The sequence below is a fragment of the Caulobacter sp. Root343 genome (genome assembly GCF_001425745.1).
Taxonomy (GTDB): Bacteria; Pseudomonadota; Alphaproteobacteria; order Caulobacterales; family Caulobacteraceae; genus Caulobacter.
In genome coordinates this window covers 286,162-311,706 of record NZ_LMDF01000001.1, presented here as the reverse complement: position 1 = coordinate 311,706, position 25,545 = coordinate 286,162, and the positions used below count along the sequence as shown (strand labels likewise).

The window sequence follows — 25,545 nt, the reverse complement described above, 5'->3', positions numbered from 1 at the left end:
CGCCTCGAACGCGACCGTCGCATTAACGGCTTGCAACGCGATCGTTCTCAAGGCGAGGTTGCGTTCAGAGTTCTCGAGAGACGCGTCCCGTGAGCATGCCTGACGATCCCTCCGACGACGTGGTTTCGACCACCGGCTTCACCCAATCGCCGGGTAAGCGCGGTTCGCGAAAGGCTGGCCGGCAGGGAATTCTGCCGATCGGCTTCGTCCTGAACGGCATTTACGAGGTCAAGCGCTTCATCGCCCGCGGCGGCATGGGCGAGGTCTACGAGGGCGTCAACGTCAACGCCGACGAGCGCGTGGCGGTGAAGGTCATTCTTCCCCACCTGGCGGCCGACCCGAAGGTCCAGGCCCTGTTCCGCAAGGAAGCCAAGACCCTCATCAGCCTGGCCCACCCGGCGCTGGTGCAATACCGCGTGCTGGCCCGCGAGCCGCGCAAGGACCTGCTCTACATCGTCACCGACTACATCGATGGCGAGCCCCTCACTCAACTGATCGGCAAAGGACCGCCGCCGACCACGTCCGAGCTGGTGAGACTGACACGCCGACTCGCGGAAGGCCTGGAAGCCGCGCACAGCCACGGCGCCATCCACCGCGACATCTCGCCGGAGAACATCCTGCTGCCCGACGGCGTGCTCAACCGCGCCAAGATCATCGACTTCGGCATCGCCAAGAGCATGGAGATCGGGGCCCAGACGGTGGTCGGCGACGGCTTCGCCGGCAAGCTCGGCTACGTCGCGCCGGAGCAGTTCGGCGACTTCGACCGGCGCATCGGCCCTTGGACCGACATCTACAGCCTGGGACTTGTGGCGCTGGCGCTGGCGGGCGGCAAGGCTCCCGACATGGGCACGACGTTGGTCGAGGCCATCGACCGGCGCCGCGCCGGCCCGGACATCGAGACCGTCCCGCCGCTGCTGCGCCCTCTGTTCGCGCGGATGCTGAGCCCCGATCCGCGCAGCCGCCCCCAGACCATGACCGAGGTGATCGCCGCGCTGGACGCGCTGGACTTGTCGAACGAGCCGCTGCCGACGCCGGTCTGGACGCCGGCCAGCGACGCCAAGTCCTTCGAGGGGCCGGCCGACGCCGAGCGAACCGTCGTTCACTTCGGCACCGAACCCCCGTCCTGGCGCACGGCAGAGTCTCCGGCGGCGGCGGAACCAGCGCCCGGGCCTCCCTCCGATAGCCCTGTCGAGGCGCGCACCGTCTTCGTCCCCGCGACGACCTCGGACCTCGAGCCTCAGCCGTCGATCGGCGAGGACACGTTCGAGGAGCCTGTCGAGGAAGAGCCGCCGCCTCCCGCCGTCGAGGACGCCTCGCCCGCGGAACGTACGGTGTTCACGCCCGGGACCGCCGAGTCCGTGAGCGAACACGAGGAACCCGAGATCGCGCGCGGCGCCGTCTCGTCCCCGCCCCCCGCGATCACTGACGAGCCCCTGTCCGTTGAGGACTCGCCGCCGTCGAGCAGCTTCGTCGCCGATGAGGACGTGCAGTCGCCCGCTCCTCCGGCGATGGACTTCGCCTACGGCTCGACGTCGAGCGACGCTGAACCGGCTTCCCCGCCTCCTGCCCCCGCTGCCGAGCGCCGACCGGTGAATGGCAAGCTGATCGCGATCGGCGCCGTCGTCGCGGTCGTCGTCGCCGGCGCGGGCTTCGCCATCCTGTCCTCGCAGCACAAGGCCGGCTTGCCCGCTCCGGCCGCCCAAACGCCCGCCGCGCCGCCCCCACCGGGCGTCGCGCATGCCGAGCAGGCCATCGCCGCCGCCCTCCCGAACGTACCGTGCTCATGGCTGACGGTCGGTCACGGTCAAGGCGGCGACGGGTCGACCAGCATCCGCATCTCGGGCGCCGCGGGCGATCCGGCGGCGGTCAACCGCACAGTGGCGGCCGCTGTCCGCGGCGCCGGCGTCACCGGGCTGCAGGTCGACACCACCGAGGTTCTGGCCGCCGACCAAGGCGCTTGCCCCCTGCTCGACGCGGCGCGTGGCGCGCGCGACCAGAAGGCGGTGGCGGTGCCGTCCGTCGTCGCCGTACAGTCGCGCTTCGAGATCGATCGGGGCATCCAGGGCTGTCCCAAGGGCCTGTGGGCCCAGCCCGTGATCAACATCGCGCCGGACCCGTCGAAGGGCTTCAGCCTAGTCGCCGTTCAGCCCTCGGGGCGTCTGGAACAGTTCGCCGTCAGCCGCGAGCAGTTCAACAGCCTCGCCGCGCGCAACCCCAATCTCTACAAGGATCTGGGCGACGGTCGGCAACGGGTCTCGATGTGCCAGGCCGACGCGGGACTCGCCGGCCTTCTGCTGATCGAGGGCGCTGGGCCTTTCGACCTTGGCCTACGGCCTGGCGCGGCGGTCCGGCCGCCGCGGGACTTCGCCCAACGCCTCGGCCAATTGGCCCGCTCAAAAGGCTGGACGATGCAGATGGCCTGGTTCCAGTTGGCCAACGATCAGCCCGACCTTCCTGAACTGCCAGACCAGGATCAGGCCGCGCTGCAGGCTCGCAAGCTGGCCGAGGCCGCCAAGAAGGCCGCCGCCGAAGCCGCCGCCAACGCCGCCGCGCCCGTGGTGGTTGCGCCCGCGCCCGAAGCCGAGAAACTCCCGGCGGACTACGTGGCCTGCCGACGTTTCGTGGCCGGCGCCTGGGAAGAACTCGGCTACGCCGCGCGCGCGGCCTGCGTCGACAAGGTGTTCGCCGGACGCTGCGACGTTCAGACCGGCCGGTCGGGCGACATCGAGCTGCGCCGCAGCGGAGACAAATTGCAGGCCAAGACCGGCAAGGGTTTCCGCAAATGGCAGAACGTCGGAAAGTCCGAATGCAAGAATTAAACAGCGCCACACGCCGCCCTGGCTGTTAGCCAGGACGGCGTGGCCGGGTCGCGACGCGTCTCCACTCCCACGGAGAGCGCGCGCACCGCCGGAACCTTAGTTGCCGCGCGCCGCGCTCCCGTTGGCCGAGGTCGAGGCATTGGCGCCGTGACGGTCGGCCGAAAGGGCCAGCGCCCCACCGCCGTTGGCGCCGCCGGAAGACAGCAGCCCACCACCCGAACCGCTCGTCGAGGCCGAGGCGCCTTGTTTAGAGGCTGAACCCGAGCCGCTGGCCGAACCGCCCAGGCTGGTCGAGCGGGCCGCATTCGTCGCGCCCGTCGCCGCACCGCGCGCCTGGCCAGCGGTTTGACCCGCGCGATCGCGCGCGGTGGAGGCCAGGGTCGAGGCGGACGACGTGACGCCGCTCGACGAAGGCAAGGTCATCAGATCGCCGCCGGTCGAGGCGTTGCCCGACGCCGCGCCGGACGCCGACGAGCCGGCGATCGTCCCCGCGCCGTTTAGCGCGCCCGCGGCGTCCAGATTGGTCGAACCCGCGGTCTTGCGGGCCTTCCCGGCCGCGCGACCGGCGGAGTCCGTCGCCGTCCGCCCCGCGCCCGTGGCGCGGTCGCGCAAGGTGTCGCCCGCGCCGCGAACGCGCGAGACGGGACCGCCGAGATCGGGAGCGCCGAACTGGCCCGAGCCGCTCAGCATGCCGCTCCCCGAGCCGGTCAAACCGCCGAGGCCGCCGGTCAGGTTTCCTGTCCCGCCGCCCGTGAGGCCGCCCCCCAGCAGCTGGGCTTGGGCGGGAGCAACGATCAGGGCGCCGACCAGGGCGGCGGCGGTCAGGAACAGGGTGGGCTTCAACATCGTCTTATCCTTCGAGGCTTGCCGCGCTCCATGGCGCTTCAACCTGTCCAACGATGGCGCTCCGGCGTTTCATCCCCAGGCCGTGAAAATATTTTCGCTGCTAGCGGAGAGGCCCGACCAAGCCCTTACCAAACAAAGGATCTGGTCCCGGCGCGCCCAGGTCGCGCGCCTGGGCCGCTAGCGCGCCCAGGTCCGGCCGGGCGGCTAGGCGGGCGGCGACCACCGGCGCGGCGTATGACGTCCCCCGAGCATTGGTGAAGCCACCGCCGGGCGCGGCGACCTTCACGCCGGCGCCCAGGGCGGCGAAGTCGACATGCGCGGCCCTGCCGGCCTCGGGCAGCAACCGCCCCTTGGCGTCGACGCCCGTGACGGCTACCACGCCCGGATAGGACGCCGGATACAGCGGCGGCGCGGCGGGGCCGTCATTGCCGACAGCGGCCACCACCAATCCGCCCCGCGCCTGCAACGCCCGCACGGCCGCGCGCAGGGTGGCGTTGTCGGGGCCAACCAGGCTGATGTTGACCACCGGCGCCTTGACCTGGGCCATCCAGTTCAGCGCTCCGACGATCGCGGCGACCGCACCGCCGGTGGGGCCGGTCCCGTAGACATCGGCGGCGTAGAGGCGCGAACCGGAGCCAAGCCCGCCCGATCCTTTACCCACCAGCAGCGAGGCCACCGCCGTGCCATGGCGGCTGGCGCTCCCGCCGCCCGGCGCGAAGCTCCTCTGCTCGATCTCGACGCCCTTGAAGACGGGATGCTTGCGATCCACGCCGCCGTCCAGCAGACCGACCCGGCCTGCCGGCAGGCTCGCCGCGCCGGGCCCATCGGCCAAGGCGCCGCTGACCCCTCCCGCGCCGGCGTAGAGATGATTGAAGTCGTAGTCGCCGGCCGGATCGATCTCGCGCACACGCCGCATCGCGGCGCGGATGTTCATGCCGCCGGGTGGCTTCAGCACAACAATCCGCAAGCCGAGCGCATCGGCGCCTTCATCTCGGACGATCGAGAAACCGGCGGCGGTTAGACGGCGCAGCGCCGGCTCGTCCGGAGAGACAGCCAAGACCTCGCCCCGCACCACCGCCTGTCCGTTGTCGTCAAGGTCCAGCACGCGCGGGTTGGAGCGCACCAAGGCCGTCAAGCGGTTCAGACGCAGGTCGGCGACATCGAGGGCGCGCACCGCGCTACCGATCTGCTCCAGCGGCTCCCGCGCCAGGGGGGCGACGCCGGCCAGCGGATCGCGCGGCAGGCCGGGCAGGCCCGGCAGGATCTGCGCCGTCGCGCTCGCCCCCAAGATCAGGGCGCCCATTGTCCCCAGGATGACTCGTCGGTTCATTCGATTTCCCAGGGCCACCGCCCTATGAGCTTGGCCCAAGCCGCGCCGCGGTGAAATAGTTCCCGTTCAATGGATGGAACGCCCGAACCCGGTCGTTTCATCCATCGAGAACACGAGGCGGTCTCTTGGACGCATTCCAATCAGAGCTGGTCGCCCAAGTCCCACGCCTGCGACGCATGGCGCGGGCCTTGGCCCGGGATCCAGCCGACGCCGACGATCTCACGCAGCTGACGCTGGAGCGGGCCCTGCTCCGGCGAGATCAGTGGCGTCCCGATACGCGGCTCGACAGCTGGATGTTCCGGATCATGAAGAACGCCTGGATCGACGAGGCCCGCCGGCGGGCCCGCTGGAGCAAGGTCACCGCCACGCCCGAACAGGGTGAGCTGGCCGCCGATCCGGCCTCGGCGACGCTGGACGCGCGGCTGGGGCTGTCGGTGATCGAACGGGCCATGGCCGCCCTGCCCGACGATCAGCGCATCGCCGTGGCCCTCGTGCTGATCGAGGGCCTGTCCTACGACGAGGCGGCCGCCGTGCTGGAGACGCCCGTCGGCACCCTGACCAGCCGCCTCTCGCGCGGCCGCGCCGCCCTGCAGGCCGCCCTGATCGACCATGGAGCTCAACCGTGACCTTCGACGAACAGACCCTCGCCGCCTATGTCGACGGTGAACTGGACACGGCGACCCGGACCCTGGTCGAGACCGCCGCCCGCGCTGATCCCGAGCTTGCCGCCCGACTGAAGGCGGAACAGGACCTGAAAGCGCTGCTGATCGGCCACTATGGCCCCGTCGCCGAGGAGCCGATCCCCGAACGGCTGCTGAAGACCATCCGCCAAGGCGCGCCGACCACGGCCGAGGTGGTGGATCTGGCCGCCCGCCGGGCGAGCGCTCAGCCGGCCCACGCGCCGCGTTTCCGCTTGCCCGCGTGGGCCGGCATGGCCGCCTGTCTTGTGGTGGGCCTGGCCGTCGGACGCCTGGCCCTGCCCAGCTCGGTTAGGTTGAACGGTGCGGCGGACCAGCCGCTCGTCGCGTCCGGCCCCTTGGCGCGCGCCCTCGACGATCAGCTGGCGGCCGAGACCTCGGGCCCGATCCGTATCGGCCTCAGCTTCCGCGACCATGCAGGCGTCTACTGCCGCACCTTCCAGCCGAACGGTCGCGAAGGCTTGGCGGGCCTGGCCTGCCGCGACGATGGCGCCTGGAGACTGCGCGTGGCCAGCCCCGTCACGGCTCAGGCGTCGACCTATCGCACCGCGAGTTCGGAAGCGCCTCCGGCGGTGCTGTCGGCCGTCGACGAGATGATTGACGGCGCCCCCCTCGATGCGCGCGGCGAAGAGAGCGCCAGAGCTAGAAACTGGCGGTAACGGCGCGGTCGCCGCCGGTCCTAGCTAGCACTGGCCTCCGGCGTCTCGCGCCACCCGCCGCCCAGCGCTCGGAACGACCGGATGGCCGCGCGCGCCGCGTCCGTCCTGGCCTGAACCCTGCCGTCGCGAACGGCGAGCAGCCGGGCGTCGGCGTCGAGGACTTCGATCAGGCTGACGACCCCGGCGTCGTAGGCCGCCTTGGATGCGTCCCTGGCCCGCGCTAGCGAGGCCTCGCCGTCGGCCAGGGCGCGCTCCTGATTCTCGCGCTTGACCAGGCTGGAGAAGGCGTTTTCCACGTCCTCGGTCGCCCGTAGAACGGACTGCCGGTAGGCCGCCAGCGCCTCGGCCTTGCGCCCTCGCGCGGCGCTGACCTCGGCGCCGACGCGACCGAAGTCGAAGAGCCGCCAGCGAAGCCCGAGAACACCCTGGGCCTGCGCCGCCGGGCTCTCGAACAGGGTGGCGCCGCTGGTCGAGGCCGTGCCGACCAAACCGCTGAGGGAGAATTTCGGGAAATATTCCGACAGCGCCGAGCCGACGCGGGCATTGCTGGCTCGAAGCCGCTGCTCGGCCACGACCAGATCGGGCCGCCGGCGCAGCAGCTCGGCCGGACCGCCGGCCTCCGCCAATCCCGGCGCGGTCGGAATGGGGGCCGGGGCAGCCAGCTCCGCGCGGTAGGTCCCCGGTTGCGCGCCCAGCAGGACGTCCATGGCGTTGAGCGCCGCCTCAAGGCCTTCCTCGAGGACAGGGACGCTGGCCTTGGTCTGTTCCAGCGCGCCCAGCGCCTGGTGCAGCTGAAGTTCGGCCACAACGCCCCGCTCGCGTTGCAGGCGGACCGTGTCGACCAGCTGGGCCTGGGTCTCCACCTGCTGGCGGACGACGGCCAATCTGGCCTGCAGTCCGCGCACCAGCATGTAGGTGTCGGCGGTCTGGGCCGCGACCGCCAGTCGCGCCGCGGCCACGCCCGCCCGCGCCCCATCGTACTCGGAACGCGCCGCCTCGCGGTCGCGCCGCGATCCGCCGAAGACGTCGAGCTCCCAGCCGGCGACGGCATTGGCCTCGTACAGCGCGCCATCGCGATCGAAGTTGGGCGTAGCGGCCAGCAGGCGCCCCGTCGGCGTCTGGGTGGAGGCGTGGGACCGCGCGCCGCGCGCCTCGACCGAAGCCGACGGCAGCAGAGCGGCGGTCGCCGCGCTTAGACCCGCCCCGGCCTGCGTCACCCGCGCCGTGGCCTGCGCCAGGTCGAGGTTCTGCGCCAGCGCCCGATCGATCATTCGATCGAGGACGGGATCATTGAAGCCGCGCCACCAGGAGTCGACCGGCGCGCGCGGCGCTTGCCTGGCGACGACAGCGGCCTCGCCCATGAAGCGCGCCGGGGCGGCGATCGTCGGCGCCACATAGCTGGGACCGATCGCACACCCGCCCAATACAGCGGCCCCGGCGACCGCGAAGAGGGTCGGTAGAAGGACGGAGCGCATGGCGTACTTTCTGAGGAGGCCGACAGGTTGTGACTATATGCCGATATCGTCACTCGTTTGTCAATTGCGACACCCGATGATATCGTGCCGGTCATGAGCACCCTCGAACCCTCGCCCTCCGCGGCCGGTCAGCGCGGCCCTGTCGAACACGGCATTCGCGATCAGATCGTGGACGCGGCCCGGGCGCATTTCAGCCGCTATGGCTATGGCAAGACGACGGTCGCCGACCTCGCCAAGGCGATCGGATTTTCCAAGGCCTACATCTACAAGTTCTTCGATTCCAAGCAGGCCATCGGCCAGGCGATCTGCGTCCAATGCCTGGACAACGTGCTCGCGGCGGGCGAGGCCGGCATCGCCGAAGGTAAAACAGCTTCTGATAAATTACGTAGGTTTTTCAGCGGCATAATTGGAACCAGCGCCGAACTCTTCTTCGAGAACGAGTTGCTATACGACATCGCCGCGCACTCGGCCGAGGAGCGCTGGCCTTCAGCGATGGCCTATCTGGAAAAGGCCGAAGGCCTCCTGAGGGAGATCATCCTTCTTGGCCGCGAGACCGGCGAATTCGAGCGCAAGACGCCGACCGACGAGGTCTGCGAGGCAATCTTGCTGGTCATGCAAAGCTTCATGAATCCGCTGATGCTCAAGCATAACCTGGACGATCTGCCCGAGGCTCCGACCAAGGCGATCAACCTCGTGCTTCGCAGTCTCGCGCCGTGACGTCGCGGAAAGTGACCAGTTGACAATTTAGTCACAAGACTTCAGCTTACGGTTCTTCCGCCAAGGCAGGACCCTTAAGCCATGTCGTCTCGAACCGTCGCCGCCGTCCTGCTCCTAGGTGGCCTCACGCCCTTGGCCGCCTGTGGCGGCAAGGCCGACGCCAACGATCCGCGCACCCTGCCGCCCGTCGTCCGGGTGGCCGTCGCGGCGCCCGCGGCCTCGGGCGAGCGGCGGTTCACCGGCGTCGTCTCGGCGCGCGTCCAGAGCGACCTGGGCTTTCGCGTCGGCGGCAAGGTCGTCGCGCGCCTGGTCGACCCGGGCCAGACGGTCCGTCTCGGCCAGCCCCTGATGCGCATCGACGCGGCGGACTACGCCTTGGCCGTGGCGGCTCAGAACGAGCTGGTGGAAGCCGCTCGCGCTCGCGCCGTGCAGACGGCGTCCGAGGAGCGCCGCTATCGCGGGCTCGTCTCGGCCGGCGCCGTGTCCGCCCTCGCCTACGACCAGGCCAAGGCCGCCGCCGACGCCGCCAAGGCTCAGCTGGCGGCGACCGAGGCCCAAGCCCGCGTCTCGCGCAACACCGCCGGCTACGCGGTCCTGGTCGCCGACGCCGACGGCGTCGTGGTCGAGACCCTGGCCGAGCCCGGACAGGTTGTGGCCGCCGGCCAGCCCGTCGTGCGCCTGGCCCACGCCGGTCCGCGCGAGGCCACCATCACCCTGCCCGAGACCGTTCGCCCCGCCCTCGGCTCGCCCGCGGACGCCTACGCGTTTACCGGCGCCAAGGCTGGCCAGGCGCGGCTTCGTCAGCTGTCCGACGCGGCCGACCCGCGCACCCGCACCTATGAGGCCAAGTACGTGCTGAGCGGCGCGGCGGCGCAGGCGCCGCTGGGCTCGACCATGGTCGTGGCCCTGCCCGTGCAAGCCGGCGTTCAGCGCGGCGTGGAAGCGCCGATCGGCGCGCTCTACGACACGGGCAAGGGGCCGGGCGTCTGGGTCATCGAACCGCGCACCTCCACCGTCCAGTGGCGCCCCGTTCGAGTGGCCGCGCTTGGAACAGAGACGGCGACGGTCTCCGGCGGTCTGAACGGCGGTGATCGGTTCGTCGCCCTGGGCGCCCAAATGCTCCACCAGGGCCAGCGTGTCCGTATCCAGACCGGAGCGGCCCAATGAACCTCAACCTCTCCGCCCTGGCGGTTCGCGAGCGCTCGATCACCCTCTTCCTGATCATCGCCATCACCTTCGCCGGCGCCTTCGCCTTCATGAAACTGGGGCGCGCCGAGGATCCCAGCTTCTCGATCAAGGTGATGACCATCGTCAGCGCCTGGCCGGGCGCCACCGCTCAGGAGATGCAGGACCAGGTGGCCGAACCGCTCGAGAAGCGGCTGCAGGAACTGAAGTGGTACGACCGCAGCGAAACCTTCACGCGGCCGGGCCTGGCGTTCACCACCCTGACGCTGAAGGACCAAATCCCGCCCAAGGAGGTTCCGGAACAGTTCTACCAGACCCGCAAGAAGATGACCGACGAGGCCGCCAACCTCCCCCGCGGGGTCCTGGGTCCGTTCGTCAATGACGAGTACGGCGACGTCACCTTCGCCCTCTACGCCCTCAAGGCCAAGGGCGAGCCGCACCGCCTGCTGGCCCGGCAGGCCGAGACCCTGCGCCAGCGGCTGCTGCACGTGCCCGGGGTCAAGAAGGTGATGATCATCGGCGAACAGCCCGAAAAGATCTTCGTCGAGTTTTCGCAGGCCCGCCTGGCGACGTTGGGCGTGAGTCCGAGGGACCTCTTTTCCGCTCTCAATGACCAGAACCTCGTCACGCCGGGCGGCTCGATCGAGACCCAGGGCCCGCAGGTTCAGATCCGGCTCGACGGCGCGCTCGACGACCTCGACAAGATCCGGGAGACGCCGATCGCGGTCGGCGGCCGCACGCTCAAGCTGGCCGATATCGCCGAGGTCAAGCGCGGCTACGAAGACCCGGCGACGTTCCTGATCCGCAACGACGGCGAGCCGGCTATCGAGCTCGGCGTGGTGATGAAGGATCGCTACAACGGGCTGCTGCTGGGCAAGAGCCTGGACAAGGAAGCCAAGGCCATTTCCGCGGAAATGCCGCTGGGCATGAGCTTCGCCAAGGTCACCGATCAATCCGTGAACATCGAGGAAGCCTACGACGAGTTCATGCTCAAGTTCTTCGTGGCGCTCGCGGTCGTCATCGTTGTCAGTCTGATCAGCCTGGGCTTCCGGGTCGGGCTGGTGGTGGCCATGGCCGTCCCCCTGACCCTCGCGGGTGTCTTCGTGATCATGCTGGTCACGGGCCGCGACTTCGACCGCATCACGCTGGGCGCGTTGATCCTGTCGCTGGGCCTGCTGGTCGACGACGCCATCATCATTATCGAGACCATCGTCGTGAAGATGGAGGAAGGCCGCGATCGGGTTTCCGCCGCGACCTATGCCTGGGGCCACACGGCCGCGCCGATGCTGGCCGGCACGCTGGTGACGATCATCGGTCTGATGCCGGTGGGCTTCGCCAAATCCACGGCCGGTGAATATGCCGGCAATATCTTCTGGGTCGTGGCCTTCGCCCTGATCACTTCCTGGTTCGTGGCGGTGATCTTCACGCCCTATCTCGGCGTCCTGATGATCCCCAAGATCAAGCCGGTCGAGGGCGGCCACGCGGCGATCTACGACACCCCGCGCTATCGCCAGCTGCGCGCGATGGTCACCTGGACGGTGGACAACCGGTTCAAGGTGGCGGCCGGCGTGGGCGTGGCGATGGTCGTCGCCGTCCTGATGATGGGCGCGACCAAGAAGCAGTTCTTCCCGATCTCCGACCGCCCCGAGGTGCTGATCGAGGTGCAGATGCCCGAGGGTCAGAGTATCGCCTCGACCAGCCAGGCCGTCGCCAAGGTCGAGGCCTGGCTGCGCCGGCAACCCGAGGCCAAGATCGTCACCAGCTATATCGGCCAGGGCGCGCCGCGGTTCTTCCTGGCGATCTCTCCGGAACTTCCCGACCCTTCCTTCGCCAAAATCGTCGTGCTGACGCCTGACCAGAAGGCGCGCGACGTGCTCAAGCGGCGCGTGCGCCAGTTCGCCGCCGAAGGCTCCGTCCCCGGCGCCAAGATCCGCGCGACGCAGATCGTGTTCGGCCCGCCCTCGCCGTTCCCCGTGGCCTTCCGCGTCATGGGCCCCGACGCGGCCCGCGTTCGCGACATCGCCGAGCAGGTCCGCGCCGTGATGCTGCGCAACGACGGCCTGCGCCAGGTCAATACCGACTGGGGCGAGCGCGTCCCCACCGTCCACTTCGTGCTCGACCAGGACCGCCTTCGGGCCTTCGGCCTCAGCTCGAGCGACGCCTCCCAGCAGCTTCAGTTCCTGCTGACGGGCGTTCCCGTGACCCAGGTGCGCGAGGATATCCGCTCGGTCGAGGTCGTGGCCCGCACCACAGGCGCGGATCGCCTTGATCCGTCCAGGCTTGGGGCCTTCACGCTGGTCGGCGCGTCCGGCGAGCGCATCCCCCTCGACCAGATCGGCCGCGCCGAGGTGCGGATGGAAGATCCCATCCTGCGCCGCCGCGACCGGCTGACGACCATCACCGTGCGCGGCGACATCGACGAGCGGCTGCAGCCGCCGGACGTCTCGACCCAGGTCTTCAAGGACCTCAAGCCGATCATGGCGGCCCTCCCCGCAGGCTACAGAATCGAGATGGGCGGCTCGATCGAGGAGGCCGGCAAGGCCAACGTCGCCCTGGCCGCGATCTTCCCGCTGATGTTCATCCTGATGATGGTGGTGATCATCTTCCAGGTCCGCTCGCTATCGGCGATGTTCATGGTCCTGCTGACCGCGCCGCTGGCCCTGGTCGGAGTCGCGCCGACCCTGCTGATCTTCCACCAGCCGTTCGGGTTCAACGCCATCCTCGGACTGATCGGCCTGGCCGGCATCATCATGCGCAACAGCCTGATCCTGATCGGCCAGATCCATATCAACCAAGAGGAGGGCTTGGCCCCGTTCCACGCCGTCGTCGAGGCGACCGTGCAGCGCGCCAGGCCGGTGATCCTCACGGCCCTGGCGGCCATACTGGCCTTCATTCCACTGACCTTCTCGGTGTTCTGGTCCTCGATGGCCTACACCCTGATCGGCGGCACGATCGGCGGGACCATCCTGACGCTGGTCTTCTTGCCCTCGCTCTACGCGATGTGGTTCCGGATCCAGGACCCGCGGCGCGACGCGGCTCCGACCGACGGTTCGGAGGGACTGGCGACTTGACCGTGGACGGCGTCCGGAGGTGACGGTCCCTAGCCGCCCTCACCGCTACCCGCCGCCCGGGCCCGTCGCGCGTCATCGATCCGCACGAGCTTGCCGTTGGCGTCGCTGGGCGGGTTCAGCAGGGCCGTGATGGCCCGGCCAAGCTGGTCGACGTTGTAGGGTTTGCGCAGGATTGGGAACTCGTCACCGATCCGTTCGGCGGCGTGGCTGTAGCCGGTCGCCAGCAGGACCGGGAGCTGCGGGTAGCGCTCGCGCAGCACCCGCGCCATCCCCAGACCGTCCACGTCGCCAGCCATGACGATATCGCTGAACACCAGGTCCGGCGCCTCTCCGTTCTCCAGCGCGTTCAACGCAGCCCCCGCGCTGGTCGCCACCTTCACGCGATGACCCAGCTGCTGGAGGAACGCCGCGGCGACGTCAGCCACGTCGGGATTGTCTTCGACAAGCAGGATCGCGCCGGCGACGCTTTCGCTCGCGGCGAACTCGCTCGTGGCGGGCGCGGCGCGCTCACCGTGACTGCGCGGCAGATAGATCGAGAACCGCGTGCCCTCTCCCAGCCTGCTGTCGATCTTCACGTCTCCCCCGGCCTGCTGGGCGAAGCCATAGACTTGCGACAAACCCAGGCCCGTGCCGCGTCCCACCTCCTTGGTGGTGAAGAACGGCTCGAAGACGCGCTCGAGGATGTCCGGCGGGATGCCACCGCCGGTGTCGACGATATGGACCGCCACGTACTCGCCCACGGGCCCCAGATCGTCGGTCGGCGTCAGGACGACATTCTCGGCCGAGATCGACAGGACCCCACCGCCTGGCATGGCGTCTCGGGCGTTGACCGCCAGGTTGAGCAGCGCCAGGTCGAGCTCGCCCTGATCGACTTCGACGGGCCAAAGATCGCTCGAGGCGTCGACGAGAAGCTGCACGTTCGGCGGCAGGCTGGTCGAAACCAGTTCACGCACCCCGGCCAAACGCTCCGAGAACGGCGCGATCGTGGTCTGCAGGCGCTGGCGGCGGGCGAAGGACAGCAGGTGACGGGTCAGGTCCTGGCCTCGCTGGGCTGAGATCTCGATCGCATCGAGGGCCCGCAGGGCGCGCTCATCGTCCCGGAGCTTCGCGCGAAGCAGCTGGGCTTGGCCGCCGACCACCATCAGGAGATTGTTGAAGTCGTGCGCCACGCCGCCGGTCAACTGACCCAGCGCCTCCATCTTCTGGCTCTTCGCCATATGCTCGCGAGTCTTCTGAAGCTCGGCCTCGGCCTCGCGCTTCTCGGTGATGTCGCGGGTGATCTTGGCGAAGCCGACCAGGGCGCCGTCTTCGTCGCGAATGGCGTCGATCACGACATTGGCCCAGAAGCGCGAGCCGTCCTTGCGCACCCGCCAGCCCTCGGACTCGAAGCGCCCCGTGGTCGCCGCCTGATGGAGACCATGCAGCGGGCGACCGGCGGCCCGATCAGCGGGCGTGTAAAAGCGTGAGACGTGCTGGCCCACGATCTCGTCGGCCGTATAGCCCTTGATGCGCTCGGCGCCCGCGTTCCAGTTGGTGATGATCCCGTTGGGGTCGAGCATATAGAGCGCATAGTCGACCACGCCGTCCACCAGGAGGCGGAACTGTCGCTCGCTCTGGGCCAAGGCCTCCTCGGCCGCCTTCCGCTCGCTGATGTCGCGCGTGATCTTGGCGTAGCCGAGGTGGCGCCCCTCGTCGTCGAAGATGGCGTCTATCACGACCGACGCCCAAAAGCGGCTGCCGTCCTTACGCAGGCGCCAGCCTTCGCCCTCGAAGCGGCCATGCTCCTCGGCGGCCTTCAACGCCCTGGCCGGACCGCCGCGCTGACGATCTTCCGGGGTATAGAAAAGGCCAAAATGTCGCCCGACGATGTCGTCGGCCTGATAGCCCTTGATCCGCTCGGCGCCACGGTTCCAGTTGATGATCACGCCACTCGGATCGAGCATGTAGATGGCGTAGTCGACCACGCCTTCGACAAGATACCGGAACCGCCGTTCGCTCTCGATCAGCGCTTGCTGGGCCTCGCGTTCGGCGGTCATGTCGCGGGTGATCTTGGCGTAGCCGATGATCTCGCCGGCCTCGTTTCGCAGCGCCTGCAAGGTGGCCGAGCACCAGAAACGCCCGCCGTCCTTGCGCACCCGCCACCCCTGGCTTTCGGCCTTGCCCTGGCTGGCGGCCTTGGCCATCAGCGCTTGAGGCAGGCCGTCGCGGCGGTCCTCCGGCGTGAAGAAGCGCGAGAACGGTTCGCCGAGAATTTCCTCGGTCGTATAGCCCTTCAAGGTCTGGGCGCCGGTGTTCCAGGTCGCTACCCGCCCCTCGGCGTCGAGCATGTAGATGCCGTAGCCAGTCAGGCCGTCGACCAGGAGCTCAAGGCTAAGATCGTTCGGCGGCGCGACGCTGCTCATGGGCGAGATCCTCCGCTGTGGGGCAGGGCTTGGACCATCACCCGTCGCGCTCCAGGCGACCAATCGCAATTGACAAGGCTCCGCCCCGCACAGAACTCTAGGGCGGTTCCCGGAGCCGACATGACGTCCCTTGCGATGAAACTCAGCCCCAACGATGATCCCTCGAACCCGTCGGGGTCAACGCCGCCGCTGTTCGGACGGTTCCCGGCCGACGGTGAGGACCTCCCGTACAAGGTCGAGATCTGGGACGAGGCCGCAGAGGCGGTCATCCAGGTGGTGGCGGTGACGGCGAGCCCCGCGATCGGCTACGCCGCTTTTTACGCCGCCACCCGCGAGTTTCCGGGGCGCGAGATCACGCTGCGCCATGATGGCCGCGTCATCAGTCGCTGGGCCGCGCGAACGCACTGAGGCGGGCGATGGTCAAGCCGCACACGGACACTCGGTTCTCGCGAGCCTTCGCCGGCAAGGCCGCGCCGGAGTCGCTTTCGTTCGTCGTCGAGCTCTGCGACGCCGAGGAAGACCGGCCCGAACGCATTCTGGGTCGGGCGTTCAACCTGACCCTGGCGCGGGCGATCTACCTGGCCGCCCTGCAGGACTTTCCCAACCGCCGGATCGTCATCAGGAAGGGCGAAATGATCATCGCCGACAGCCGCGCCTAGATCGCTCGGCGCGACAGCCTGTTTCCTCGCCCGCCACTGAACCAACCCTTGTCCGCGCCAGAAGTACAGAGGCAAAAATAGTGCAAAATTAACCATCGATTAAGATGTCTGCAAAGTCTACAGCTCGACACTATTCCAAGCTTGAGCATTACTATTTCTGAAAATTCAGTATTTTTGACGCGCATACCAAATTACGCTTGCGCCATCCTGCCGCATTACAGCCGCAAAATCCCCAAGATACATTTCAGTTAACCACACTGATTTGTTTTCGCGTATCGAGGGGGCGTCATTGGCGTTCGACATCGCCCGCCAGGCGGTCCTACTGGCGGCCGTCGCGGCGTGCTGCCTGGCGGCCGAGCCCGTCGCGGCGCAGGTTCTGGAGATCGGCGCCGACGGCGCGGTGACGCGCTTCGACGGCCCGACCGTCTTTACTCGAGATGGGGCCACCGTCTTGGCGTCGACCGCCGAACCGCCTTCCAGCGGGACGGCGGACGTCGACACCGTGCGGCTGCAGCTCTCGACCGCCGCCGACGCCTACGCCCTTGATCCTAGGCTGATCGAAGCTGTCGCCTGGCGCGAAAGCCGGTTCCGCGCCGACGCCCGCTCGTCCAAGGGCGCGGTCGGTGTCATGCAGTTGATGCCAGGCACCGCCCGCGACCTCGGCGTCGATCCGTTCGACGTGACCCAGAACATCCGCGGTGGCGCGCTCTACCTGAGCCGCATGCTGTCGGAGTTCGGCGGCGACGTCCGCCTGGCCCTGGCCGCCTACAACGCCGGCCCAGCCGCCGTCCGTAAGCACGGCGGCGTGCCGCCCTATGCCGAAACCCAAGCCTACGTGACCTCGATCCTCAGCCGCATGGCTGGGTCGAGCACTTTCGCCATTCCCGCCCTCGGAGCCTCCCGCTGATGCCCAAGATCCTCGACGCCAAGGCCGCCGCCCTGGCGACCGCCCTCCTCGCCGCCGCTTCACAGGCGCACGCCCAGGCCGTCCAGGCCGATCCGCAAGGATCCAGCGCCCTTCTAGCCGGTGTGACCTGGCTGCAAGGCACGCTGATGGGCAATGTCGCCACGGCCGTGGCGGTCATGGCCGTGGCCGCCGTCGGCTTCATGATGCTGACCGGCCGCCTGAACTGGCGCTACGGCGCGACGGTCATCCTCGGCTGTTTCATCCTGTTCGGCGCCACGACCATCGTCAACGGCATCCGCGCCGCCGCCGGGGCCTGAGCCATGGCCGCCCCGCTGGATCGCGACGTGGTGTTCGGCGCCCTGACCCGCCCGCAGATGTTCGCGGGCGTGACCTACAGCTACTTCGTGATCAACGGGGTGGTGACCGCCGAACTCTTCCTGATCACCAAGTCGTTCTGGGCCATCGCCGCGGCCCTGGTGATCCACGCGATCGGCTACGCGGCCTGCCTGCGAGAACCGCGCATCTTCGACCTGTGGCTGACCAAGGTCAGCCGCTGCCCCCGCGTTCCCAATTTCCGGGCCTGGCGATGCAACAGCTACAGCGCATGAATCCCCGCAAAGAGACGACGGCCGGCAAACGCCTGCCGTATGCGCGCCACCTCGACGACGTCACGCTGGAGACCCGCGACGGCCTGCTGATGCAGGTCATCCACCTGGCCGGCCTGCCGTTCGAAACCGCCGACAGCGAGGAACTGAACTATCGCAAGGCCGTGCGCGACGTGATGCTGCGCGGCCTCGCCAGCTCTCGCTTCGCGCTCTACCACCACGTGGTCCGCCGCGAGGTCGACGCCCAGACCCAGGGCGCGTTCCCGGACGCCTTCAGCGCCGATCTCGACGCCGCCTGGAGCGAGCGTCTGGCCGCCCGCAAACTCTACGTCAATGACCTGTTCCTGACGATCGTCCGCCGTCCGCTGCAAGGCCACGGCGGCCTGATCGACGGCGTCCTGCGCGCCCTCAAGGGGACTGGCAAGGCCGAGGCGGCCGCCACCCTGGCCGCCGACCGCCGCGAGCTGGACAGCGCCCGTGACAGCCTGATCTCCGCCCTCGCCCCCTACGGCGCGCGCGTCTTGGGCGTCTACGATGGCCCGGCCGGTCGTTGTTCCGAGCCGCTGGAGTTCCTGTCCTGCCTTTACAACGGCGAGATGCGTCCGGTGCTGGTCCCGCAAGGGGACGCCGGCGAGTACTTGCCCTATCGCCGCGCCAGCTTTGGCCTGGAGACACTGGAGCTGTCGCGGGCCGGCGCCCTGGCGCGCGGCTTCGGGGCCATGGTGTCGATCAAGGACTACCCCGCCCAGACCACGCCCGGGATGCTGGACGACCTGCTGCGCCTGCCGTGCGAGATGGTGATCACCCAGAGCTTCGGCTTCGTCGATCGCCAGCCGACCCTAGAGCGCATGAACCTGGCCCTGCGTCGTATGAAGGCGGCGGACGACGATGGGATCAGCCTGCGCGCCGACCTGACCCGCGCCAAGGACGACGTCGTCTCGGGCCGCGCAGCGTTCGGCGAGCACCACCTGTCGGTGCTGGTGCGCGGCGAGACCTTGGACGGCCTGGACCGCTCGACCGCCGAAGTCATGTCGGCCTTCACCGAGATGGGCGCCATCGCCGTGCGCGAGGACATCAACCTCGAGCCGGCCTTCTGGGCGCAGTTTCCGGGCAACTTCAAGGATATCGCGCGGAAAGCTCTGATCTCGACCGCCAACTTCGCCGGCTTCGCCAGCGGCCACAACTTCCCGATCGGCCGGGCCGACGGCAATCACTGGGGCCCGGCGGTCACCTTGCTGGAGACCACCTCGGCGGGGCCTTACCACTTCAATTTCCACAAGGGCGACCTGGGCAACTTCACGGTCATCGGCCCGTCGGGCTCGGGCAAGACCGTGGTGCTGAACTTCCTGCTCGCCCAGGCCCGCAAGTACAGTCCCCGCATCGTCTTCTTCGACAAGGATCGCGGCGCGGAGATCTTCCTGCGGGCCATCGGCGGCCGCTACGAGAGCCTACGCCCGGGCCAACCGACCGGCTTCAACCCGCTGGCCCTGGCCGACACCGCGGCCAACCGCAAGTTCCTGGCCGAATGGGTCGCCAAGCTGGTGTCCGTCCCGGGCGAAACCTTGTCCGCCGATGACGCCGCGCGGATCAAGGACGCGGTCGACGCCAGCTATGACCAGACCCCGTCCCTGCGCCGCCTGAGATACTTCGCAGAGCTGTTCCGCGGCGCGCGCCGTCCCGACGCCGCCGACCTGGCCGCGCGCCTGGCGCCTTGGCACGGTTCGGGCGAGCACGCCTGGCTGTTCGACAACGAGACCGACAGCCTGGATCTCGACCAACCCACCCTGGGCTTCGACATGACCCAGCTGCTGGACGACCCGACGCTGCGCACCCCGGCCATGATGTACCTGTTCCATCGCGTGGAGCAGCGCCTGGACGGCCACCCGACCCTGATCGTCATCGACGAGGGCTGGAAGGCGCTGGACGACGACGCCTTCGTGGCCCGCATTCGCGACTGGGAGAAGACCCTGCGCAAACGCAACGGCGTGGTCGGCTTCGCCACCCAGAGCGCCCACGACGCGCTGGAAAGCCGCATCGCCAGCGCCATCATCGAACAGGCCGCGACCCAGATCTTCATGGCCAACCCCAAGGCCCAGGCCAAGGACTACTGCGAAGGCTTCGGCCTGACCCAGCACGAGTTCGAACTGGTCAAGACCCTGCCCGACACCTCGCGCTGCTTCCTGATCAAGCACGGGACCGACAGCGTCGTGGCCCGCCTGAATCTGGCCGGCGCGCCCGAACTGCTGACCGTGCTGTCGGGCCGCGAGACGACCGTCCGCAAGCTGGACGCCTTGCGCGAGCAACTCGGCGACGAGCCCCAGGCCTGGATGGCCAAGCTGCTGGCGGCGGCGTGACCATGACCGGCTGCGCGCAACTCCCCGCCGACGCCCAGATGGTCCAAGGCTTGATCGGCTCCGTCGACTGCCGAGTCCAGGACTTGGCCCAGACCGGCTATGCCGCCTTGGCCGCGCCGGGTTCGCCCGTCGGCCTGCTGCTGACCGGCCTGCTGACCCTGTACGTGGTCTTCGTCGGCTATCGCCTGATCCTGGGCCGAGGCGGCCTGCGCGTCGGCGACGCCACCCTGATGGTGATCAAGATTGGCCTGGTTGTGGCGCTGGCCACCAATTGGAGCCTGTTCCAGACCCTGGTCTACGACACCCTGACCAAGGCCCCAGCCGAACTGGGCGGACTGCTGCTCGGCGACGGCCAGCCGACCAATCCGTTCGCGCGCCTGCAGGACGCCTTCGACGGCTTGCAGGAGTCGGCGAGCCTGATGGCCAGCCGCGCCGGCGGCGGCCCGGCGGCGATGCAGGGCGGGCCCGGTTTCGGCGCTTTCGCGGTGAACACCGGCGGCCTGATCCTGGTGCTGTCGACCTTGGGCGTACTGCTCGCCAGCAAGGTCGTGCTCGCCATCCTGCTGGCCTTGGCGCCGCTGGTCGCCGGCCTGACCCTGTTCGAGACCACGCGCGGTCTGGTCGAAGGGTGGCTGAAGGCGATGATCGCCCTGGCGCTCACACCGTTGGTCACCATCCTGACCCTGTCGCTCGAGCTGACCATGCTGGCGCCTTCGTTGAAGGCTCTGGCCGAAGCGCGCGCGGCCCAGCAGTTCGCCGCCTTCGACATCGACCCCGCCGTCACCGTGTTGGTCCTCACCCTGGTCTTCGCCCTGGTCATGGTGCTGGCGGTGATCGCCGTGTGCGTCACCGCCGCGGGCTTGCGCCTGCCGCGAGGCCTGGCCGGCGCGGCGTGGTCCGATCGCGCTATCGCGCCGGACGCCCCGCGCTACGCCCCCTCGCAAGTCGAGCCGATGGGCCGAGCCGCCACGATCGCCGCGGCCGCCATCGCCCTCGATCGTCGCGACGCCGGCGTCACGTCGGCCGATCCCATCGGGCCGCGCCTGCTGACGATCGTCTCCGATCGCGGACACCTCGCCCAAGCGGCCCTTGCCGGCCAAGTCCCGCCGCTGGGCCACAGCCATCGCCGAACACCCGCCCCCCGCCGCGCCGCCTCGGGGCCCCGGAGAGATCAGTGACCTTCGCTTACCCTCGCTTCCAAGCTCTGTTCGCCGCGTGCGTTCTGACGACGGCGGTCGCCGGCTCGGCCCTCGCGACCGAGACACCGCGTCCCGGCGCCGTGGACCCGCGCATTCGCACCGTCGCCTACGACGCCGACCAGGTCGTGCGCCTGACCGGCTATTTCGGCATCCAGACCATGCTGGAGTTCGCGTCCGACGAGCGGATCGAGAACGTCTCGATCGGCGACGCCATGGGCTGGCAGGTGACGCCGAACAAGAAGGCCAACCTGCTGTTCCTCAAGCCGCTGGACCGTACGGCCGCGACGAACATGACGGTGGTCACCGACCGTCGCCGCTACGTGTTCGAACTGGTCGTCGCCGCGCCGAAGGCCTCGACCAAGGACCTGGCCTATGTGGTGCGCTTCCTCGTTCCCGCGCCCGTCGCCGTCGCCGTCGCGGCTCCGCCACCGCTTCCGGTGACGCCCGTGGCGCGAAACAGCGCCTACAGCATCAAGGGTGACGCCGCCATCCAGCCTGCCAAGGTCTTCGACGACGGCGCGGCGACCTACTTCGCCTGGCCCGAGCGAGCCGACTTGCCGGCCGTGTTCGTGGTCGGCGCCGACGGCGTCGAGGGCCTGGCCAACGCGGTGGTCCGCGACGGCTATCTGGTCGTCGACCAGCTGGCCCCGCGCTTCGTGCTGCGCTCGGGAAAGTCCAGCCTGACCGTCACCAACGGCGCGTTCTCGGCCCGCCAGGAGGCCGCCCGATGAGCGCGCACCGCGATCCGCGACAGTCCGCCCAAGTCGTCGAAGACCTCGCCGCCGCCGACGCCCAAGTCCGTCCGACCGTGGCCCGCGCTCATGCCGGCGTTCCGACGCCGGTGATCCTGGCGGGCTTCGGGGTGCTGGGGATCGGCGTCTTCCTGTGGATGTCCAGCCATCGCGCCGACGCCCACACGCGCCCACACCGCGCCGTCGTGGCGACCAAGGCCGAAACCGCCGCGACAATCCCTAGCTCATCCCAGGCGCCGGCTCCCGTCATCCCCGGCCCGCAGTTCACCGAGAACAACAGCCTGCCGCCGACGCCGGCCCAGATCACCGCCATGGCGGCCGAGCCGCTGCCGCCGACGCCAGCGATCGACATGGACCAGCGCCGTCGCGCGCCGACCCTCGTGGTCGACTTCGGCGGCGCGCCCACGCTGATCAAGGCCAATATCGACATGGCCCCCTCCATGTCGAAGGCCGTTACGGCCGACACCGGTCTGAACCCGGACGAGCGCTTCGCCGATCGCGTCTCGGCCAGCGACGCCGAGCCGGCCAAGGCCACGGCCATGCGTGACCTCGACGCGATCATCCCGCAGGGCGCGGTGATCCCGGCCGTCATGGAGACGGCGATCAATTCCGATCTGCCGGGCCTGGCGCGGGCGATGGTCACGCGGGACATCAAGAGCTTCGACGGCTCCACGGTTCTGATCCCGCGCGGCAGTCGAGTGATCGGCCAATACAAGTCGGGTGTGGCCCTCGGCGCCTCGCGCGTCTTCGTCATCTGGACGCGGGTGATCCGTCCCGACGGCGTCTCGATCCAAATTGCTTCCCCCGCTGCCGACCCTCTGGGTCGTGGCGGCCTGGAGGGCAAGGTCGACCGGCACTTCTTCAGCCGCTTCGGCGGCTCGATCCTGATGTCGGTGCTGAACGCCGGCGTCGCCGCCGTCGGCAACGCCCGCTCGACCTCGCAGATCTATATCGGCACCGCGGCCGAGGCGGCCAACCTCGCCGGCACGGTCGCCAAGACCGATCAGAAGGTCTCGCCGACCATCCAGACCGCGCAAGGCGCCCCGGTGACGATCTTCGTCGCCCGCGATCTCGACTTCTCGAGCGTACGCCGATGACCGCCCTCGCGCCCAAGCCCCTCTTGTCGAGAATGGGCGTCTATCTCGAAGCCTACCTCGCCCCGCTCGCGCCCTGGCTAGCCGAACCGGCAGTGACCGACCTCTACGTCAACCGTCCCGGCGAGCTTTGGGTCGAGCGCCTGGGCGGCTTGGCCGAGCGCGTCGAGGTTCCAGCCCTGGACGAAACCAACCTCTGGCGACTGGCGCGTCAGGTGGCCAGCCTCTCAAGCCAGGGCGTCAGTCGCGAGCATCCGCTGCTTTCGGCCGTGCTGCCCGACGGCGCGCGGGTGCAGATCGTGGCCCCGCCAGCGACGCGCGGGGGTCTGGCGCTGGCGATCCGCAAGCATGTGGTCAACGATCTCAGCCTCACCGACTACGCCTCGGCGGGGGCCTTCGCCTCGGTCATGACGCCGAAGACGAGCCCCGACGCAATCCTCCGCGCCTTCCTCGACGCCGGCGATATCCGCAACTTCCTGGCCGCCGCCGTGCGAGCGGGCAAGAACATCGTGATCAGCGGCGGCACCTCGACAGGCAAGACCACCTTCTTGAACGCTCTGCTCAAGGAAGTCCCCCTCGACCAGCGCCTCGTCTTGATCGAGGACGCGCCGGAAGTCCGCCTGATCCACCCCAACGCCGTCGGCCTCGTCGCCGTGCGCGGCGAACAGGGCGAGGCCCGGGTCACCACCGAGGAGCTGTTGCAGGCCTCGCTTCGCCTGCGCCCCGATCGGATCATCCTGGGCGAATTGCGCGGCGCCGAAGCGTTCAGCTTCCTGCGCGCGGTGTCCAGCGGCCACCCCGGCTCGATGACCACCGTCCATGCCGACGACCCGGCCGGCGCGATCGATCAGTTGGCGCTGATGGCCTTGCAGGCCGGCGCCAATCTGCGCCGAGCCGACGTCGTCGACCATGTCCGGCGCGTGGTCGACATCTTCGTTCAGCTTCACCGCGAAAGCGGTGTCCGCAAGGTCCGGGAGGTCGTCTTCCGGGACCGATAGCCTCCTTCTTCAGCTCCGTTTTCTTTCTGGTTTCCAGCTTCAGGCGCGCCGCCTCCGCGGCGCGTCAGGGACTTCGTCATGCGTAAACAGCACCTTGGCTCGGCGGCGGCGCTCAGCCTCACGATCTTCCTCTCCGGCTGCGGCGGCGCCTCGAGCGACAGCTCCGGCGGCGGCTCGGCGAGAAGCGGCGTCGCCGACGCCATCGCGCTCGCCCCGACGGGCGAGATCATGCCGGACGAGGCCGCGCGCCTTGCCAAGCAGGCCAGTTTCGGCCCGACGCCGGAGCTGATCAACGCGATCGTCGCCAAGAAGTCGGTGGCGGCCTGGCTCGACGAGCAGTTCACCCTGACTTCCAGCAGCTATGCCGATCTGGCCGCCAAACCGGTGCCAGGAAACTTCTGCTCGACGCTGACGGGCGCGGACCTGACCAACTGCACTCACGACAATTTCTCGGCCTGGCCGATGCAGATGCGGTTCTACGCCGATGCGATCGGCAAGGATGACCAGCTGCGCCAACGCGTGGCTTTCGCCCTCTCGCAGATCGTCGTCGCGTCCGAGCAGGACGTCCACAATACGGCGGGCTTGGCGACCTTCCAGCAGATCCTGCTCGGCAACGCCTTTGGCAATTACCGCGACATCCTCAAGGCCGTGACCCTGAACGGCTTCATGGGCGACTACCTGGACATGGCCGACTCCAACAAGAGCCAGCCCAACGAGAACTACGCCCGCGAGCTGATGCAGCTGTTCTCGGTCGGCACGGTGCTGCTCAATCCCGACGGCACACCCCAGACCGACAATACCGGCGCGACCATCCCCACCTACAGCAACACCGACGTGAAGGAGGTGGCGCGGGCGTTGACGGGGTGGACCTGGGCGCGGCTTAACGGGGCGGCCCTGACCGACAACAACAATCGTGACTGGTCGCAGCCGATGGTGATGTACGCCACACGGTTCGACACAGGCTCGAAGACCTTCCTCGGCAAGACGGTCGCGGCCGGCGCCAGTCAGCCGGCCAATGTCGATGCGGTGGTCGATGCGGTGTTCTACCACCCCAACACCGGACCCTATATCTGCAAGCGGCTGATCCAGCAGCTGACCTTGGCCAATCCGACCCCGGCCTATGTCGAGCGCGTGGCGGCGGTGTTCGCCAACAACGGCGCGAGCGTACGCGGCGACCTGAGGGCGGTGGTTCGGGCCATCTATCTCGACAGCGAGGCCCGCGTCGTTTCGCAGCTGCCGGGCAAGGTCAAAGAACCGGTGCTGCTGGCCACCTCACTGGCTCGCGCCATCGGCTATACGACCGATGGCTATGCTTTCATGACCCGCGACGCCGGCATGGGCCAAGCCCCGTTCCGGGCGCCGTCGGTGTTCAACTATTACCCCTACGATTTCCCGCTGGCGCAGGGCGACGGCCTGGTCAGTCCCGTGGGCAAGCTGATGACCACCTCCACGACCATCAGCCGCCACAACTTCCTCTATGACTGGACAGTCGGCGGCGACCCCACGCGCGGCGAGTTCAAGCCGACGCTAAGCGCCACGGGCACGGTCCCCAACTGGGCGTCGTGGGAAGCGAACGGCGCGAACGACGGCAAGACGATCGACCGGATCAACCTGGTGATGCTGAACGGGACGATGACCCCGGCCCAGCGCCAGAGCCTCGTCACCGCCATGGCCGCGATCAAGAACAGCGATCCGGCCCTGCAGGCCCGCCGCCGCGCCCAGGCGGCGCTGTACATCGTCGCCTCCTCGCCTCTCTTCCAAGTCGATCGGTAAGC

21 protein-coding genes are annotated in these 25,545 nt (G+C 68.9%); 17 read left to right on the top strand and 4 right to left on the bottom strand.

Annotation, left to right across the window (positions count from 1 at the left end; all coding sequences use genetic code 11):
- The first annotated feature begins 95 nt into the window (after nucleotides 1–95).
- On the top strand, nucleotides 96–2,819 hold the full coding sequence (locus ASC70_RS01555; RefSeq protein ID WP_056045785.1) for a serine/threonine-protein kinase: 2,724 nt from the start codon (nucleotides 96–98) through the stop codon (nucleotides 2,817–2,819).
- Between the two features lie 96 nt (nucleotides 2,820–2,915).
- Here the strand turns inward: ASC70_RS01555 and ASC70_RS01550 are convergent, their stop codons facing one another.
- Both ASC70_RS01550 and ASC70_RS01545 read right to left on the bottom strand, forming a co-directional pair.
- Nucleotides 2,916–3,665: a hypothetical protein gene (locus ASC70_RS01550; RefSeq protein ID WP_056045782.1), complete on the bottom strand. Its 750-nt coding sequence runs from the start codon at nucleotides 3,663–3,665 to the stop codon at nucleotides 2,916–2,918.
- A gap of 100 nt (nucleotides 3,666–3,765) precedes the next feature.
- Nucleotides 3,766–4,995 (bottom strand): S8 family serine peptidase, encoded by a 1,230-nt coding sequence (locus tag ASC70_RS01545; protein ID WP_082539674.1) that lies wholly within the window; start codon nucleotides 4,993–4,995, stop codon nucleotides 3,766–3,768.
- A gap of 125 nt (nucleotides 4,996–5,120) precedes the next feature.
- Between ASC70_RS01545 and ASC70_RS01540 the strand changes: the two genes are divergently transcribed.
- Entirely contained in the window at nucleotides 5,121–5,621 is a 501-nt protein-coding gene (locus ASC70_RS01540) for a sigma-70 family RNA polymerase sigma factor (RefSeq protein WP_082539673.1), read from the top strand.
- On the top strand, nucleotides 5,618–6,352 hold the full coding sequence (locus tag ASC70_RS01535) for an anti-sigma factor (protein ID WP_056045776.1): 735 nt from the start codon (nucleotides 5,618–5,620) through the stop codon (nucleotides 6,350–6,352). Before ASC70_RS01540 ends, ASC70_RS01535 begins: the two co-directional genes overlap by 4 nt.
- Nucleotides 6,353–6,372: 20 nt before the next feature.
- On the opposite strand, the gene ASC70_RS01530 is transcribed toward ASC70_RS01535, so the two are convergent.
- A complete protein-coding gene (locus ASC70_RS01530; RefSeq protein ID WP_056045773.1) occupies nucleotides 6,373–7,827 on the bottom strand; it encodes an efflux transporter outer membrane subunit in 1,455 nt (484 codons plus the stop codon).
- A 93-nt stretch (nucleotides 7,828–7,920) separates the two neighbouring features.
- On the opposite strand from ASC70_RS01530, the gene ASC70_RS01525 reads away from it, so the two are divergent.
- From ASC70_RS01525 to ASC70_RS01515, 3 genes are all read left to right on the top strand, one after another.
- Nucleotides 7,921–8,544, top strand: a complete 624-nt coding sequence (locus ASC70_RS01525) for a TetR/AcrR family transcriptional regulator (protein ID WP_056045770.1) — start codon at nucleotides 7,921–7,923, stop codon at nucleotides 8,542–8,544.
- A gap of 81 nt (nucleotides 8,545–8,625) precedes the next feature.
- The gene (locus tag ASC70_RS01520; protein WP_056045766.1) at nucleotides 8,626–9,711 is read left to right on the top strand and encodes an efflux RND transporter periplasmic adaptor subunit; all 1,086 of its coding nucleotides are present in this window, start codon (nucleotides 8,626–8,628) and stop codon (nucleotides 9,709–9,711) included.
- The gene (locus tag ASC70_RS01515; protein WP_056045763.1) at nucleotides 9,708–12,800 is read left to right on the top strand and encodes an efflux RND transporter permease subunit; all 3,093 of its coding nucleotides are present in this window, start codon (nucleotides 9,708–9,710) and stop codon (nucleotides 12,798–12,800) included. Before ASC70_RS01520 ends, ASC70_RS01515 begins: the two co-directional genes overlap by 4 nt.
- Before the next feature lie 29 nt (nucleotides 12,801–12,829).
- Here the strand turns inward: ASC70_RS01515 and ASC70_RS01510 are convergent, their stop codons facing one another.
- The gene (locus ASC70_RS01510) at nucleotides 12,830–15,202 is read right to left on the bottom strand and encodes a PAS domain-containing sensor histidine kinase (RefSeq protein ID WP_082539672.1); all 2,373 of its coding nucleotides are present in this window, start codon (nucleotides 15,200–15,202) and stop codon (nucleotides 12,830–12,832) included.
- 120 nt (nucleotides 15,203–15,322) lie between these two features.
- Here ASC70_RS01510 and ASC70_RS01505 point away from each other — a divergent pair, with 120 nt between their 5' ends.
- The 11 genes from ASC70_RS01505 to ASC70_RS01455 all read left to right on the top strand — a co-directional run bounded on the left by ASC70_RS01505 (nucleotide 15,323) and on the right by ASC70_RS01455 (nucleotide 25,543).
- Nucleotides 15,323–15,610: a hypothetical protein gene (locus ASC70_RS01505; RefSeq protein ID WP_047410895.1), complete on the top strand. Its 288-nt coding sequence runs from the start codon at nucleotides 15,323–15,325 to the stop codon at nucleotides 15,608–15,610.
- 8 nt (nucleotides 15,611–15,618) lie between these two features.
- Nucleotides 15,619–15,861 carry a hypothetical protein gene (locus ASC70_RS01500; protein WP_056045761.1) on the top strand — a complete coding sequence of 81 codons (243 nt, stop codon included), beginning with the start codon at nucleotides 15,619–15,621 and terminating at the stop codon, nucleotides 15,859–15,861.
- Nucleotides 15,862–16,150: 289 nt separating this feature from the next.
- Complete coding sequence (locus ASC70_RS01495; RefSeq protein ID WP_056045758.1) at nucleotides 16,151–16,768, top strand: lytic transglycosylase domain-containing protein; 618 nt, start codon at nucleotides 16,151–16,153, stop codon at nucleotides 16,766–16,768.
- On the top strand, nucleotides 16,768–17,085 hold the full coding sequence (locus ASC70_RS01490; protein ID WP_047410892.1) for a TrbC/VirB2 family protein: 318 nt from the start codon (nucleotides 16,768–16,770) through the stop codon (nucleotides 17,083–17,085). Before ASC70_RS01495 ends, ASC70_RS01490 begins: the two co-directional genes overlap by 1 nt.
- A gap of 3 nt (nucleotides 17,086–17,088) precedes the next feature.
- The gene (locus tag ASC70_RS01485; RefSeq protein ID WP_056045755.1) at nucleotides 17,089–17,376 is read left to right on the top strand and encodes a type IV secretion system protein VirB3; all 288 of its coding nucleotides are present in this window, start codon (nucleotides 17,089–17,091) and stop codon (nucleotides 17,374–17,376) included.
- Nucleotides 17,373–19,727, top strand: a complete 2,355-nt coding sequence (locus ASC70_RS01480) for a VirB4 family type IV secretion/conjugal transfer ATPase (RefSeq protein WP_235519194.1) — start codon at nucleotides 17,373–17,375, stop codon at nucleotides 19,725–19,727. The genes ASC70_RS01485 and ASC70_RS01480 overlap by 4 nt, the downstream gene beginning before the upstream one ends.
- Nucleotides 19,728–19,729: 2 nt before the next feature.
- Nucleotides 19,730–20,905 (top strand): type IV secretion system protein, encoded by a 1,176-nt coding sequence (locus ASC70_RS01475; protein WP_056045749.1) that lies wholly within the window; start codon nucleotides 19,730–19,732, stop codon nucleotides 20,903–20,905.
- Nucleotides 20,902–21,657: a TrbG/VirB9 family P-type conjugative transfer protein gene (locus tag ASC70_RS01470; protein WP_056045746.1), complete on the top strand. Its 756-nt coding sequence runs from the start codon at nucleotides 20,902–20,904 to the stop codon at nucleotides 21,655–21,657. Before ASC70_RS01475 ends, ASC70_RS01470 begins: the two co-directional genes overlap by 4 nt.
- On the top strand, nucleotides 21,654–22,775 hold the full coding sequence (locus ASC70_RS01465) for a TrbI/VirB10 family protein (RefSeq protein ID WP_056045743.1): 1,122 nt from the start codon (nucleotides 21,654–21,656) through the stop codon (nucleotides 22,773–22,775). The genes ASC70_RS01470 and ASC70_RS01465 overlap by 4 nt, the downstream gene beginning before the upstream one ends.
- On the top strand, nucleotides 22,772–23,770 hold the full coding sequence (gene virB11, locus ASC70_RS01460; protein ID WP_082539669.1) for a P-type DNA transfer ATPase VirB11: 999 nt from the start codon (nucleotides 22,772–22,774) through the stop codon (nucleotides 23,768–23,770). Before ASC70_RS01465 ends, virB11 begins: the two co-directional genes overlap by 4 nt.
- Nucleotides 23,771–23,848: 78 nt before the next feature.
- The gene (locus ASC70_RS01455) at nucleotides 23,849–25,543 is read left to right on the top strand and encodes a DUF1800 family protein (protein WP_056045737.1); all 1,695 of its coding nucleotides are present in this window, start codon (nucleotides 23,849–23,851) and stop codon (nucleotides 25,541–25,543) included.
- The last annotated feature ends 2 nt before the right edge of the window (nucleotides 25,544–25,545 follow it).